The sequence below is a fragment of the Achromobacter piechaudii NBRC 102461 genome, from assembly GCF_001571245.1.
GTDB classification, from domain to species: domain Bacteria; phylum Pseudomonadota; class Gammaproteobacteria; order Burkholderiales; family Burkholderiaceae_B; genus Achromobacter; species Achromobacter piechaudii.
On the sequence record NZ_BCTK01000005.1, the window covers coordinates 368502 to 383756 of the forward strand.

Annotated in this window: 13 protein-coding genes; 4 read left to right on the forward strand and 9 right to left on the reverse strand. The window is 63.2% G+C overall.

Annotated features, from left to right (window positions below):
- Window positions 1–53: 53 nt before the first annotated feature.
- From API01S_RS08425 to API01S_RS08465, 9 genes are all read right to left on the reverse strand, one after another.
- A complete protein-coding gene (locus API01S_RS08425) occupies window positions 54–2483 on the reverse strand; it encodes a phosphoketolase family protein (RefSeq protein WP_006226049.1) in 2430 nt (809 codons plus the stop codon).
- Window positions 2484–2600: 117 nt separating this feature from the next.
- Window positions 2601–3917 carry an SAM-dependent methyltransferase gene (locus API01S_RS08430; RefSeq protein WP_006226050.1) on the reverse strand — a complete coding sequence of 439 codons (1317 nt, stop codon included), beginning with the start codon at window positions 3915–3917 and terminating at the stop codon, window positions 2601–2603.
- 154 nt (window positions 3918–4071) lie between these two features.
- Window positions 4072–4524 (reverse strand): MerR family transcriptional regulator, encoded by a 453-nt coding sequence (locus tag API01S_RS08435; protein ID WP_016852803.1) that lies wholly within the window; start codon window positions 4522–4524, stop codon window positions 4072–4074.
- A gap of 217 nt (window positions 4525–4741) precedes the next feature.
- Window positions 4742–5875 carry an acetate/propionate family kinase gene (locus tag API01S_RS08440; protein ID WP_016852802.1) on the reverse strand — a complete coding sequence of 378 codons (1134 nt, stop codon included), beginning with the start codon at window positions 5873–5875 and terminating at the stop codon, window positions 4742–4744.
- A 295-nt stretch (window positions 5876–6170) separates the two neighbouring features.
- Window positions 6171–7838, reverse strand: a complete 1668-nt coding sequence (locus API01S_RS08445; RefSeq protein ID WP_023085363.1) for a DUF3141 domain-containing protein — start codon at window positions 7836–7838, stop codon at window positions 6171–6173.
- Window positions 7839–7846: 8 nt separating this feature from the next.
- Window positions 7847–8146, reverse strand: a complete 300-nt coding sequence (locus API01S_RS08450; RefSeq protein WP_003090284.1) for a heavy-metal-associated domain-containing protein — start codon at window positions 8144–8146, stop codon at window positions 7847–7849.
- An 18-nt stretch (window positions 8147–8164) separates the two neighbouring features.
- Entirely contained in the window at window positions 8165–8491 is a 327-nt protein-coding gene (locus API01S_RS08455) for a DUF2933 domain-containing protein (protein ID WP_003090285.1), read from the reverse strand.
- A gap of 634 nt (window positions 8492–9125) precedes the next feature.
- Window positions 9126–10550 carry a Cu(+)/Ag(+) sensor histidine kinase gene (locus API01S_RS08460; protein ID WP_301769942.1) on the reverse strand — a complete coding sequence of 475 codons (1425 nt, stop codon included), beginning with the start codon at window positions 10548–10550 and terminating at the stop codon, window positions 9126–9128.
- Window positions 10534–11226 carry a heavy metal response regulator transcription factor gene (locus API01S_RS08465; RefSeq protein ID WP_003097513.1) on the reverse strand — a complete coding sequence of 231 codons (693 nt, stop codon included), beginning with the start codon at window positions 11224–11226 and terminating at the stop codon, window positions 10534–10536. The genes API01S_RS08460 and API01S_RS08465 overlap by 17 nt, the downstream gene beginning before the upstream one ends.
- Before the next feature lie 254 nt (window positions 11227–11480).
- On the opposite strand from API01S_RS08465, the gene API01S_RS08470 reads away from it, so the two are divergent.
- Genes API01S_RS08470 through API01S_RS08485 form a run of 4 tightly spaced genes read left to right on the forward strand, consistent with a single transcriptional unit; the run spans window position 11481 to window position 15235 of the window.
- Window positions 11481–13400, forward strand: coding sequence for a copper resistance system multicopper oxidase (locus API01S_RS08470; protein WP_023085365.1), 1920 nt, complete (start codon window positions 11481–11483; stop codon window positions 13398–13400).
- Between the two features lie 25 nt (window positions 13401–13425).
- Entirely contained in the window at window positions 13426–14406 is a 981-nt protein-coding gene (locus API01S_RS08475) for a copper resistance protein B (protein WP_006226240.1), read from the forward strand.
- Between the two features lie 37 nt (window positions 14407–14443).
- Window positions 14444–14929: a DUF411 domain-containing protein gene (locus API01S_RS08480; protein WP_019485643.1), complete on the forward strand. Its 486-nt coding sequence runs from the start codon at window positions 14444–14446 to the stop codon at window positions 14927–14929.
- A gap of 33 nt (window positions 14930–14962) precedes the next feature.
- Window positions 14963–15235 carry a DUF2933 domain-containing protein gene (locus API01S_RS08485; protein WP_016852798.1) on the forward strand — a complete coding sequence of 91 codons (273 nt, stop codon included), beginning with the start codon at window positions 14963–14965 and terminating at the stop codon, window positions 15233–15235.
- Window positions 15236–15255 lie beyond the last annotated feature (20 nt).

The window sequence follows — 15255 nt, forward strand, 5'->3', positions numbered from 1 at the left end:
GCAGAGTGCGTTGGCGCAATCAGCGTCCGGTCGTGGGTCGTGCTGGAAGGGGGTTAAGCCGAGACCGTGATGACGCGCGGGTCGCCACGCCCCTGCACGGCGGCCCACTCCTCGGCGCTCAGCAAGCTCTGCGGATCGACACCGAGCCCTTGAGCGGCCTCCGCCGCGACGTGCGCCCACGTGCAACGGTTCGCGAACAGCATGCCGGCCACATCGAGTGTCCCGCCGCGCGCCTGGTAGCCCAAGGCACGGGTCTGCCGCGCCCCTGTATCGATCCGACGCATCAGGCCCAGCGTCGGCTCGGGTCGCATGTGCGAGACGATGACGCGCACGGCGGCAGTCTCCGGGAACAGGGCGCGCAAGGCCTGGTCGCCGGCCACAAAGTCCTGCTCGCGTTCGTCGCGGGGTGCTCTGAAGCGGCCCGGCTCGATGACGCAGGTCACTGCGGTCCGATGTCCAGCGGCTTCGAGGCGCCGCGCCGCAAGCAGGGCCTGCTGTAGCTGGTATGCGCCGATGGCAACCAGCAACACGTCGGGGGCGTCGCAGGGCTTCACCACCCAACCACCCTGATCGACCAAGCGTTCGGCCTGCTCGGCACTCAACTGGCTGGCGACGGCCCGCTTGGGAACGACCAGCGTCCAGAACTGGCCATGCGAGGCGTAGGCCGCGCGCAGCGCCGCAACGGCACTGTTGGCATCGACCGGGAACAACACGCGCGAGGTGTCGGACATTTCGCCCAACAGCGCTTCGGCCAGCGTCGGATCCTGGTGCGACTGCTCGTTCTTGCCGTTCTCCCAGGTGTGGGACGTCGCAACCGTGACCACCGACAGCCATCCGGGTGGTGTGCCTGCCTGCGCCTGATGTCGCGCGAACAGCATTTCCTGGCGCAGCGCGCCCAGCATCTTGACGGCAAATGCCTCGTAAGAGACGACCAAGTTGATGCCGCCCTTGTTGCCCAGCGCCGCGCTGACCACCGCTTCTTCGTTGAGCGCCGTGATCACGGCGCCATCGACGGCCTCCGCCAGGCCCGGTTCGGGCGTGAAGACGCGGTGTTTGAGCAGGTCCAATGTCTGGCCCATGCGGTTGCTGCGCAGCTCGTCCGGATTGCCTACCCGCGGACGCAGCTGTGGGTTGGCTTGGACGAGGGCCGCGAAGGCTCCGTCGAGTGCCGCCATTGGCGAGACCTCGCCCTGGCCCGCAACATGCCACTGCGGAACCGGAAGTCTGGGGGCCGCCACCTGGCGGTGCGCCAGGGCATGGTCCCGCTCCAGGGGACGATGCTGCACTTCGTGCCGGCGCAGTAGTGCGACCGCTTCGTCGAGTTCGTGCGACGGCACGAAGAGAGCGCGAGCACCCTCGTTGAACTGCTGAAGCGCTATCTGGTCGACCCGGGGGTTCCCCTCCAGCGGCAGGTTGTGCGCGGCATTGGTTCCAGCACCGGGGAAGCCGAATCCCTTGGGCGCTTCGGCGATGGTGTAGTGGAGGGGTACCGGGTACTGAACGGTGCCCTGCGAAACTCCAGCCGCGCAGGCCGACAACCGCTCCTCCATCGCGTGAACGGCCCAGGCGAACGCGGCGGGGTCGGTGCCGTCGATCTCCATCGGGTCGAAGCCGTTCAGCCGCAGATGCTGGTGGAACCATTCTCGGCCCCCCTGCTGCTGCATGGTGCTGCGCTGTTCGATGCGGCGACCGTTGAGGATCATGAACGGTGCCACGAAGCCGCTGTCTTCTGCCCGCCACCAGCGCGGCGCCCAGTCACTGCCACGCTGCTCCTCGAAAGCGCCGTCGCTGAGGAACACCACCAGCCGCTCGCCGGGCAAGGGCATGTGCACGTACTGCAGTTCGGCAAAGCCGAGATAGCCGCCCTCGGACAGACCGCCTGCCGTATTCGGGCCGACGTGGCTGCCCAGCGGCGAGGCGGGACGCCCCTGTGCGTCGATCGCGTAGCTATAGAAATCCCGGGCAAAGCGCGTGAGGCCGCTTTCGCTGCGGTCGTATCTCTCGGCGTGGCGCGGCGTCATGTTGCCCACCAGAAGGTTGCAGGCATCGATGCCCGCGACGCAATGGCCCTGGCCCATCAACCAGCCACGCGTCAACCCACTGAGCGCGTTCGCGGCCAGGTAGCCGACATAGGCCGGCACGATGTTCAGCGCCCCACCGGTATGCCCCTCCGGCGTCTCCTTGAAATCCTCGGCTCTCATCTCCCGGCCATCGGGATAGACCCGGTCGGCATAGGTCATGTGAACCGTCAACCACATGCCTGCCACGGCCAGGCGGTCCGCCGACCAGAGCGTGCGATACACCGCGGTTGTGTCGCTCGCCTTGCCTTCGGCAACCAGCACCTGTGCGAGATCGTGGACTCGCAGTTGCGTGAGATCGTTGTGGGTGATGGGGCCGTGGCCGCGCGCCCAGCGGGCGAACTCGGGATCAGACTCGCGGAACACGCGGACGCGCTCGGCGACCCAGGGAAGCTCGTGGTTCATGTGGAAAGTCCTTGAGAGCCGGCACGCAGGTAAGCGCGACGGCGAGATTGGGAAGGCTGGCGTCTGTGATCGTCTTTCGCGCGCCAGCGGCACGGCCATCTAGCGTTCATGGCTGTGTTATCCATAAAGATCAGAGCGGGTCAAGGGCACGGGCCAGCTTCCGCCGTCGCGTTTGGACGCGACGATCTGGTAGATCCCAGTCCCCCCGGCCTCGAATTCCAGTGCACACGCCGCCATGTACAAGCGCCAGATGCGGAAGGTCACCTCATCGACCTCCCGCAAGGCCTCCTCCCGGCGCGCTTCGAGTCGCTGGACCCAATGACGCAAGGTCAGCGCGTAGTGGGGTCGAAGACCTTCGACGTCATGGATCTCGAAGCCGGAGCGCTCCATCCCTAGCTGGATATTGCTGACGCAGTCCAATTCGCCGTCGGGGAAGACGTAGCGGTTGATGAACTCAGTCGCGACGGTTCGGCTCCAGCCCTCCTCGTCATGGGTGATCCCGTGGTTGAGGAAGAGTCCTCCTGGCCGCAAAACCCGCTGGACCACCGCGTAGTAGGCCGGTAGGTTCGCGAGTCCCACGTGCTCGAACATGCCAATGCTTGACACCTTGTCGAAAACGGCCGTGCCTTCGAGGTCACGGTAGTCGCGCAGTTCAACGGTGACGAGATCCTGCAGGCCCTCCGAGCGGATGCGCTCGCGCGCGTACTCGAGTTGCTGTTGGCTGAGCGTGATGCCGTGCGCACGGACGCCATGTTCTCTTGCCGCCCAGCACACGAGCGCGCCCCAGCCGCAGCCGATGTCGAGCAGGCGTTCGCCTCGCTGCAGGCGCAGCTTGCGGCAGATGTGCTCCAGCTTGTTGCGCTGAGCCTGGTCCAGCGTGTCATCCGTCGCCTTGAAATAGCCACATGAGTAGACCCTCTCGGCATCGAGCCAGAGTCCATAGAACGCGTTGGACACATCGTAGTGAAAGGAGATCGCGGCCTGATCGGTTTGACGCGAATGGCGATGGGAGAAGCGACGTGCGACGCGCGAGGCCAGACTCCGCGAGGGCTTCAACCCGTCCTGGTCGGACACGCGCAGCAGCAGTGCGTCGCGCAACAGGGCCAGTTTGTCGCGCCAAGAGAGCGAAAACCTCTCGAAATGCGCCTTGAGCCCGAGCGCGGTGTACAGGTCTCCCTCAATGTCGATGGTGCCGCGGAAATAGGCTTCCGCCAGCAGCAGCGGATCCGGGCGCAGGACCAAGCGACGCAGCAGACCCGGGTCACGGATGATCAGGGTGTATTCCGGGTGCGATTCGAGCTCGTGCAAGAGCATATCGCCCAGACGCAACGCCGGCGGGCGCTCGATGCCGGCCAGCAGCCGGCGCAAGATCCGTAGCGCGGCGGCATATCCGTCGGGCGATACGGTTCGATCCCGTGTCGTGAGGTGGCTCATTGGGGGCGCCTCGCTCGCTCGTGTGCAGCGGATGCTGCGAAGTGGATAGACGACTCATACTTGGCGCTGGCGTGATCGGCACGACCACAACCGCTGCACCGCATGTACGTAGAGCGTCGTGATGCCGGGGAATGTCGACGATGATCAGAGCGATTCATGCGCGTACACGACGGGACTTCGCGCGCACCGAATTGCGCTGAACGTCCGCATCCGCTCCTTCGATCAAACCGCAGACGGAATGGCCATCCGGGACGCCGTCCGGCAGCCGCTTCCAGTCGCGCTCTGCCTGCTGCATGCGGCGATGCAAATCTGTCGCCTCCTTCAGCCGCCGGGCCTGCTCGTCAAGCCGTTCGCTCAGCAGCGCCCGCGCGCGCGGACAAGGCGATGCACCGCGCTGGCTCATCTCGACAAACTCTGCAGCGTCCTTGAGCGTGAAGCCGAGGGCCAATGCATTGCGTATGAAACGAACCCGGGTGACGCTTCGATCCGAGAATGCGCGGTAGCCGTTCGTGCCCCGGCCATCGGGCACCACAAGCCCCACCCGAAGGTAGTGACGCAACGTGTCCGGTGTGACGCCTGCCGCCTTGGCGCATTCAATGAGTTGCATCACCATCCTCCAGCAAGGTTGTCTTGAATCCCTTCACTTTCGAGCGAGTTTGAACCCAGGTGCTGCACATGGGTCAAGGGCCCGGTGTCTGAACCGCTCCGTTTCTTCCTTCAACGTGCGGTTGGATGGGCAACTGGACCATCATCGGCGCGAGCATCAACGGGCGTGGCTCCCGGCCCGGAGGAAGACTTATCGTGGTCTTGTCCCAGTTCATTGCCTATACCAAACCACTTGCCTGGTCATTCAGCGCTCGGAACGTCTCACGCGCGATCGCTAACTGCTCGCGTGCTTGAACCACCAGCACGGCGACGGCGGATCGGGATGACTGCAACTGGGCGACTTCAGTGTTGGGCGAGTAGGCGCGATTGCGCTCTTCGTCTAGTTCCAGGCCGATGAACTCCAGGCCATCAACGATGCGCCGACGCAACGCGGCCGAATTTTCTCCAGCTCCGCCAGTGAAGGCCACAGCATCGCAACCGCCCATCGCGGCGGCGTAGGCGCCGATGTATTTGCGCACGCGGTACGCGTGAACCTGCATTGCCAGTTGGGCGGCTCCGACTCCTTCTCCCGCGCGCTTCTCCACAATCCGCAGGTCCGAACTCTCACCCGACAATCCTTTGAGTCCACTGTCGCTGTAAAGCGCCGCCTCGATCTGCGCCAACGTCAAACCCAGTGCGCGTGCGACGAAGCCGGGTACGCCAGGGTCGAGGTCTCCACAGCGCGTGCCCATCACAAGACCTTCAAGCGCGGTCATTCCCATAGATGTATCGACCGACCTTCCGCGATCGATCGCGCAGACGCTGGCGCCGCTTCCAATGTGGCAGCTCGCGATACGAAGTTCTGACGGCGGCCGTTTCAGCTCGGTGCTGACGGCGGCCAGTACACCCTGGTGGGACAGGCCATGGAAGCCGTATCTCCGTACCCCTGCCGCGCGCCACGATGGCGGAACAGCATAGGAATGGGCGTATTCGGGCATGTCGTCATGGAAAGCGGTGTCGAAGACCGCGACGTGGCGCACGCCGGGCCAACGCTCACGGGTCAGGCGTATGCCGGCCAATGCGGCAGGATTGTGATGCGGCGCCAGAGCCGAAGCCTTGCCGATCTCGCGTTCGACTTCTTCATCCACGAGCACCGCGTTGCTCAACAGTGGGCCACCGTGTGCGACGCGGTGACCAATGCCATCGAGCGTTGTGACACCCGCCCTGTGCAAGTGCCGCTCGATCTCCTCGAAGGTCGCAGCATCCACCGCAGGATGATCAATCGCCGAGTCGATCAATGGCAAGGTACGAGCCGACTCGAAAACTCCGAACTTCAGGGTCGCACTGCCGGCATTGATGGCGAGGACGCGCATGTCGGAGCTCCGTCAGCGCCGGTCAGTGCCGACGTCGCCGCCATTGGCAACGTTCATCAGATCGAATTGCCAAGTTTCGCTCGGCGCTAGCAGCACGCGAGGCCGCCGATCAGGCCCATGCTTCCGATGCTGTAGCGCCGTTGCTGGCGTGGTGATACGGGAGAATCCAACTTTGATCCGTGCCTGGACGACGCTGAAAAGCGAAATCGGCCGTGGCAGGCGCATCGCCTCCGACAAGGAGCGTGCTGCTTGCGACCCGTGAGCGTCTCTTTTTGCAGCCACAGTGGAGGGTCGTTCAGTTGGCATAGGCCTGCTCGAACACAAGCTCAGCCCACAGGTCCCGGCTCTTGCGCCATGATTCCATGGCCTGCCCAATCGCGTCTGCACCAGTTCGCTCAAGCTGATACCAAGGATTTTCGACCCGATGGGGATCCTGCGCACTCCACTGCTCAAGCCATCGTTGCACCCATGGCAGCAGCGCCAGGGCCGGGGTCACCTGCTCGGACCAGACCTTGCGACTGACGCGCATGGGGTGCAGCGCGCGAAGTTCACGAGCCGAGTCGGGGGTGACGGCGAAGCGGACCCACGGCGACACCCACTGCGAATAGAAGCGCTCGGTGATCTCCGAGAGTGCTTCGACCTTGTCGAACCCCGCCGGGTTGGCGTCGTAAGGCAGGTCTTCCAGCCGCCGCGGCTGGAACTGCGCAGCGGCGGCCGACTCCGAAGAGGCGCTGTCCTCCAGAACCATCTCGTAGAGTCCAGGCTTGAGTGCCTGGATCGATTCGGCATGATGCAAGATGGCGCGGTGCTCGCGTCGCGCCACCCCCGCGGAGACGAAGATGCCAAGGTGGCCAACATGTTGGTGCAGCAGGTACACCACGCGCTGGCCCGCCGCCACCAGGTCTGCGGTCGTCGGATATACCGCTTTGAGCCAGCCGAGCGCCTGGTGGGGCGGTGTGATGTTGTCGCCGTTGGAGCAAAAGACCACCAGCGGTGCGCCAATGCGGCTGAGATCCGCGCGGCAGTGGCCATCGACCACGACCTCGCCGCTCTCCAGGTGATTACCTACGAAAAGATCGCCTGCGATCGACAACATTTCCTCGCGGGCAAGCTGGTAGAAGCCATTCCACCAACGCTCGAACTCCAGGAAGCGATCGCGCTCAGTCTCCGGCTGCGCGAAGAGCGTGTCGTATTTCTTGAACACGCCCTCGGGCCGCAACGCCTCGAAGTTCTGGACCAGCCAGGCACCGTCGAATCGCCCGGCGCCGAGGTCCGACGCCCAGTGCGCCGGCCAGATGCCGCCCGTGAACCCACCGAGCAGCCGCATGGGGTTGATGCCTCTCTCGCCTGCCCAGTACGACAGCGGCGAGCCATTGAGCACTGCCAAGGCGGCACGGTGCTCGCAGTGCGACAGCGCCAGCGTGATCGCCCAACCGCCTTGGCAGTTGCCGTAGACGATCGGGGCCTTGCCTCGGTGGCGCTTGGCCACCATGTCGATGAATGTGGCCAGGGTCTGGACGACTGCGCCCATGGTCTGGCCCTCGACGGGCTCCGGATCGAACACTACGAAGTACACGGAATGGCCTTCGAGCAGTGCCATGCCAACTTCAGAATCGCGTTTGAAGCCGCCAATGCCAGGGCCGTGGCCGGCGCGTGGATCGACCACCAGCACCGGCGCGGCGCCTTTGCGCACATGCTTCTCCAAGGCGTCGGTGCCACAGCGAGTGACACGCAGGAGCCGGTAGTTGCTCGCCGGTTGCAAGTCGTGGCCGTCAGCCACCTGCTCTGACTCGAAGTGGAGCAGCGGCGGCATACCCGCCGCTTCGTGTTCGGTCATGTTGTTGGCGCGCTGTCTCAGCGCTTCGCCGGACGCGACGGTCCGCCACAGCATGTCGCCCCAGTAGGCAGCAAAGAGTCCAAGCGGTGCGGCGGCGATACCCTGGGAGTTCGTGCGTGCGTCCATGGCGTCGATCAGCGGCAGCAGCAGCCGCCATGCCCCTTTGAACGGGCAGCGGCCGGCGCATGGGAGGCACCGGCACCCGCCGCAATGCCCGGCGAGGAATCAGCGGATGCCTCGTAGCCCGCGGCAGCTAAGGCCGCGATCAGCTCAGGCGTCTTCTGGGCCGTCTGGTCGCCGGTGACACTCGCTGCGCCGCGAGCGAGATCGACATGCACGTCTTGCACACCAGCTACGCGCTTGAGCGCCTTGCTGACCGAGTTCGCGCAGGAGGCGCAGGTCATGCCGGCAACCTTGAGTTCGATGGTTTCCATGATGATGCTCCGGTGGTTTCAGTGGTGGTGCCCGGACTGGTCGACGGATTTCGGGCGGCTCCGGTCGTCTGATTGGCGCGCAGGCGAACCCCCTTCATCGCCCCGAGGCGGCTGATCTTGATGGTCATGACCGCCATGTGCGCCGTGACTGCCATGGCCGAAGATGTGCATCAACGGACAGGCGAGGATGAAGAGGAAGGGAAGCAGTTGCAGAAGATGGGCGTTGTGGCGGTAGAACATCCAGGCAACGGCGGCGGCGAGGCCGAGCCACAGCAGCCACTGGTTGATGCGAGACCAGTTCGGGCCGTTTCCTGTGCTCTTACTTCGATCGGGCGGAATATTCATGGCGATGCTCCTTCGTGAAGTTGACCCTTGTCGATTGGCGAGATTCCCGCATTCGAGTGCCGTGCAGGGCGCTGATCAGGCCCATCCATAAAACAGGTATGCCAGAAGAATGGGGCTGAACACCGGAGATTTCCATGGCCCCGCTAAAAAGTCCTCGATAGTTTCTGAGCATGATCGACCCGTGCCAAATGTGGCTTGTTAAGCTCAGCATAGAGCTGAGGTGAAGGCAGTACCTTGATCTTGATCAAAAAGACTCTCTGTACCCAGCTACGGGGTACATACCCCGCGCAGCGAACCAGCAGACCAGCTCACCTCAGGGGCTCAGCGCACACCGCCAAGTGAGCGCGCGACAGATGTGCCGAGCAGGCAGACGTTCGGCACCGATCGGAGGCTATCTACGAACGGTGTCCGGAACTGTGACCGGATCGCGGCCGAGCAAAGGCCCTCGCGTGCGGTGTGGACGTAGCGATGGGATACACAAGCGCATGATGTCGGCGCCTGCCGCTAGGACTGGGCACGTGGCAGTCACGGAGAAAAAATGTCCCGCTCGCGTAGCAACGTGGCCGGCCGGGTAGATCCCAGAATCAGGCAAAGAGATACGCCAGTCGGCTGGACGGACCGCAGCGCCCTCGGACTACTGCCGCAGATGGGGCAATACCAAGTCAAACCTGGTGACAAGCTCACTGGAGGTCACGGCAACGGAGCCACCATGTGCCTCCGCAATCGATTTCACGATGGCAAGGCCAAGACCGGCGCCCGCCGTATTTCGTTGCCGTGCCGGATCAACTCGGTAGAAGCGGTTGAAGAGCTTTGGTAGATCGCGCTCAGGAATTCTCTCACCGGGATTGACCACACTGATCGTTGTCCACTGCTCATCCTGCGAAAGCAAGACCGTGATGCTCTTGCCGCGAGGCGTGTGTCGAATTGCATTCGAGAGAAGATTGTTCAGCGCCCGGGTGAGCATTTCCCGATCCGCCGCTATGCTGCCGATCGCCCCTTTAACACCAAGCGTAATGCCGCTATCTTCTGCCAGCGCCTCGAAATAGTCGAACAGACTCCGCACCAATTCGGACAGATCAATGGTAGACAGACGCAAGTTGCGGGGATCATTTTCCGTTTGGGCAAGAAACAGCATGTCACCAATCATGCGTCCCATCCGATCAAACTCTTCCAAATTTGAATAGAGGATTTCTCTGTATTCCTCGTTGCTGCGCGGCTGGCCAAGCGCCACGTGAGTCTGCGTGACCAGGTTGGTGACGGGCGTGCGCAACTCGTGCGCGATGTCTGCGGAAAAGTGTGATAGCCGGGTGAAGCCTTCCTCGATTCTCGCCAACATATCGTTGAAGGCGAATACCAGTTCCGCCAGTTCGATCGGCACATCCCGAGGATCCAGCCTCACATCCAGCTTTGAAGAGCGAATCGCCCGAATCTCTTCATTGACCTTGCGAATCGGCAGGTGGCCCCACTGCACCGCCAGCCAAGCCACACCGAGCGCCAGACACATGACCAAGCCGGTTGCCCACCAGAGCATGCGCTTGAACTCCGCCAGGAAGTCGAGATGAAAGCCGATGTCCATGGCGGCGACGATGCGGTAGCCGGGCGCCGCTGAATCGTCAGCAGGCAGTTGTATCACCACACCTCGATATGACCTCTGATCCTCCTGCCACACGATCAAATCGTCAGCGGTGATGCGGTTGACCAACTTTTTGCTACTGGCAAGTTTAGACAGGTCAGGACCGGGCGTGGCATAGATGCTATTGCCAGCCCCATCGTAGACGCCGTACGTCATCCCATGATGTCCTGCGACTGCGTTGGCCAAGTGTTGCTTCAGTTCGTCGCTTGCGATGTCACTTGCAAGCTGGTGCACGGGCTGAGCCAAAGCGGTTGTCACTGCCTCCAGTTCGTGGGCATCCTGTTGAGCAAAGTGGTGCTCCAACGACCGGAGAATGACCCAATTGAACACAAGAAACACCAAGGTCGTGGCGATACCAACGAGGGCCGTGACCCTCAATGCAAGCGACGCTGGACGGCTTTGCCGCGGCTTATGGCGCAGGGGCATCATCGGGCGCATCGAGCGTGTATCCCATTCCACGCACGGTGTGGATGAGCTTCGGATTGAACGCATCGTCTATCTTCGCGCGTAGACGGCGGATGGCTACATCGATGACGTTGCTGTCGCTGTCGAAATTCATGTCCCACACCTGCGACGCGATCAGAGAACGTGGAAGGACCTCCCCCTGGCGACGGGCCAGAAGCTCAAGCAACGCGAACTCCTTGCTGGTGAGATTGATGCGTTGGCCAGCGCGCGTTGCGCGCCGGCGCGCCAAGTCCAGTACCAAATCGGCAACCTGGATGCGATCAGGCTGGCTCGGAGCGCTTCCGCGTCGCAGCAGCGTCCGCACCCGCGCCAGCAACTCAGAGAACGCGAATGGCTTGACGAGGTAGTCGTCCGCTCCCAGTTCCAATCCCTTGACACGGTCGTCTACACCGCCACGCGCCGTCAGAAAGAGCACAGGGACCTGTTTACCGGCATCTCGAAGGGCACGCACGATGCGCCAGCCATCGACATCCGGCAGCATGACATCCAAGACCACCAGATCGTATGTCTCGCCCATGGCCAGGTGGTGTCCGTCCAATCCGTTGCGCGCCAGATCCACGACGAATCCCGCCTCCATGAGACCTTGGCGGACGTAATCCGCCGTCTTGTTCTCGTCTTCAACGACCAGCAGTTTCATCGCATGTCCCATGAAATCGCTACGGCGCGGAAAAATAGCCGCTCACGATGTACGCATTCATCCACCTTCAATCAGCAATTTACTGGTTGCCAGCTTCCACGAACATGACACGAACATTACATGAATGTAATTCAGGGGTCATTCGATGGAAAGTGCCCAACCCATAGCATGACCTGCATTGCGTCGAACTGTGCCGCTCAGGATGGGGTGGCGTTTAGAACGACTTCCGAGTCATCTATGGAGGATTTCAGGCCATGCCGCCTCGTTCACCCTTTTTTATCGTGCCCACACAGGGCCTTTCTCGTCGGCGTTTCGTCCAAGGGTTAGCCGCCGGCGGCGTTCTCGCTGGGCTGTCCACGCCGGCGTTCAAGGCATTTGCCCAGCAAGGCTCCGCGACGCGCGGTGCCGCCCCTGTGCTGAAGGGCACCGAGTTCGACTTGGTGATCGCCGAATCGCCCGTGAACTTCACGGGCAAGCCAGGCGTGGCTACGACCATCAACGGCTCGCTGCCGGCACCGACATTGCGTTGGCGCGAGGGTGACACCGTCACAATCCGTGTAACCAACAAGCTGCGTGAAGCCACATCCATTCACTGGCACGGGATCATCCTGCCGTATCAGATGGATGGCGTACCGGGCATCAGCTTCAATGGCATCGCTCCCGGCGAGACCTTCACGTACCGCTTCAAGGTTCAGCAGAGCGGCTCCTACTGGTACCACTCGCACTCCGGCTTCCAGGAACTCACGGGCATGTACGGGGCGATCATCATCGACCCCGCTGGCGCCGAGACCATCCACGCCGACCGTGACCACGTGCTGCTGTTCTCGGATTGGACCGACGAAGACCCGATGCGGGTGTTCACCAAGCTCAAGTCCCAAAGCGACTATTACAACTACAACCGACCTACCGTCTTCGACTTCTTCCGGGACGCCTCGCGCGAAGGCACGGCCGCTGCGATCGACAAGCGCAAGATGTGGAACGAGATGCGGATGAATCCGACGGATCTCGCAGATCTGTCTGCCGCCACGCTGACCTATCTGGCCAACGGCGTCACCCCCGCCGGCAATTGGACGGCGCTGTTCCGACCGGGTGAGCGCGTGCGGCTGCGCATGGTCAACGGTGCGGGCAACACCTTCTACGACGTACGCATTCCAGGACTGAAACTCACGGTGGTGCACGTCGATGGTGTTGACGTGGAGCCGGTGACCGTCGATGAGTTCCGATTCGGTCCTGGCGAAACCGTCGACGTGATCGTCCAGCCACGGGATGACGCTTACACGATCTTCGCCCAGGCGATGGACCGGACAGGCTACGCGCGTGCCACGCTGGCCGTGCGTGAAGGTCTTCAAGCTCCCGTGCCTGCCCTCGATCCGGTCGAATGGCTGACCATGAACGACATGATGGGCGGCATGATGGGGGGCATGGACCATGGCGGGTCCGGCCAGGCCATGGAGATGACCGGGATGACCGGGATGACCGGGATGACGGGCATGACGGGCATGACCGGGATGACCGGGATGGGCTCGGGTTCGATGTCCGGGATGGATCATGGGGCGATGGCAGGCATGAATCACGGCGCCATGAACCACGGTGGCATGGCGATGGATCACAGCCAACACGCCGCGGCGGCGGGGGGACTGGCCGTGCCCAGCACTACTGCTCGCCACGCTCGCACCGAGTATGGTGCCAGCACGGACATGCGCGTTGACATGGCGCGCACCAACCTCGATGACCCCGGCATCGGACTGCGCAACAACGGTCGGCGCGTGTTGACCCTCGCGGATCTGCATACCCCGTCGGGGCCGCTGGACAAGAGAGGCCCCGGCCGGGAGGTCGAACTGCACCTCACGGGCAACATGGAACGCTACGCATGGTCCCTGGACGGGCTGGAGTTCGGAAAGTCCACGCCGGTGCACTTCAAACACGGCGAGCGGCTGCGGGTCATTCTGCACAACGACACCATGATGACCCATCCCATGCACCTGCACGGCATGTGGAGCGAGCTGGAAAGCCCCGACGGTCGCTTCCTTGCGCGCCGCCACACCCTGCCGGTGCAGCCGGCACAACGCATCAGCTTCCTGGTGACAGCCGACGCGCTCGGCCGCTGGGCGTGGCACTGCCACCTGATGTTCCACATGGATGCCGGCATGTTCCGCGAAGTCGTGGTGTCTTGAACCCAGCGCACAAGGAAGACCAAGAATGTCCAAAGCACTCCCCACTCGCGCACTGGCCACGACGCTTCTGGCCCTGGTAAGCGTCGCCGCCCAGGCACAAGCACAGAACGACCATGCAGCGCACGGCCAGGCCGACGCTCAAACGGCCGCGCCATCCACTCAGACCGTGGCTCCTGCCGCCGACCCGCACGCGGGTCACGCGACGTCGGCGAGCGGCTCGACCGCGGCCCCGGCCATGGATCACGGCAACATGCAGATGCAGGGCGGGTCGGCGCCTCCTGACGCCCGCGATCCGCATGGCTACTCCAATGGCCTGACATTGGGATCGGGCGACTACGCCGTACCCGGTGTGCCGCGGCTGATGCTGGCCGACGAACACAGGTTCTTTTCGTTGCGCGGCGAAACTCTGGAACGCCGCTTCACGCGCAAAGGAGACGATTCCACGGCCTACGACCTCCAGGCGTGGTATGGGACGACCTACAACAAGGCAGTCGTGAAGGCCGAAGGCGATATCGCCAAAGGAAAGCTCGAAGAATCGCGTACCGAGCTTCTCTGGGGGCACGCCGTCGCACCGTACTGGGACACCCAGCTCGGCGTTCGGGTGGATAACGGGGAAGGCCCGAGCCGTCAATGGTTGGCTTTCGGCATCCAGGGCCTCGCCCCCTACTGGTTCGAGCTGGAGGCGACGGGCTACGTGGGAAGTGGTGGACGTACGGCGCTGCGTGTCGAAGGCAGCTACGAGCTGCTGCTGACCCAGCGACTGATTCTGGAGCCTCGCGCCGAGTTGCAGTTCTATGGCAAGGACGACCCGGAACGCGTTATCGGCAAGGGCCTGGCCGAAGCGTCTGCTGGCTTGCGCCTGCGCTATGAATTCAGTCGCCAGTTCGCCCCCTATATCGGCGTGGAACGGGCGGGCAGCTTCGGACGCACCGCGGACTATGTGCGTGCCCAAGGCGGCCGTGCGCAGCAGACGCGCTGGGTGGCTGGCGTGCGATTCTGGTTCTAGAACCTAGCGGGTTTGATCATCTGATGAGAGGCGATCCATGAACATGCACTACGACAGAAGCCAGGGCAAAGTGCCGAGACGCCAGGCATTGATCGCTGGCTTGTTGGTGATGGCACTCGCAGGACCGAGCCTGGCGCAGAGCCGACCGATTGCCAAGGTCTGGAAGGACCCGAGCTGCGGATGCTGCAAGGACTGGGTCTCACACCTGCAAGGCGCAGGCTTCGATGTGCAGGTTCTCGACACCGGGAACACCGCAGCGCGCACGCGGCTGGGCATCCCGCAGAAGTACGGTTCTTGCCACACGGCGCAGATCGGCGGCTATGCCATCGAGGGTCATGTGCCTGCCTCGGACATTCAACGCTTGCTGCGCGAAGCCCCGCAGGCCATCGGCCTCGCGGCGCCCGGCATGCCGGTCGGTTCGCCCGGCATGGATGGTCCGGCCTATGGTGGACGCAAGGACGCCTACGACGTGCTGCTGGTTGGGAAAAACGGTAGCAGCACGGTCTATCAGTCGCATCGCTGACCATCCATCAACCCTTCTCCGTGGAGATATGCCATGCAGCATCAGCACACACAGACCCCCAGCGATCGCCCCCGGTTCTGGCGATCGCGCTACGGCGTGGCGTTCCTCATCATCGCCGCTGTCGCCGCGTATTTCCTGCTCAAGGAGCACACGGCACATGTTGCCGGCTATCTCCCCTTCCTGCTGCTGGCGGCTTGTCCGCTGATGCACCTGTTCATGCACCGTGGTCACAGCCACGGCGGACACGATCATGCCGCGCGTCAGGGTAAGGAAGGTGCCGCAGCCTCCAAGGAGCAGAAGCAATAAGTCGAGGCACTCGCACCGTG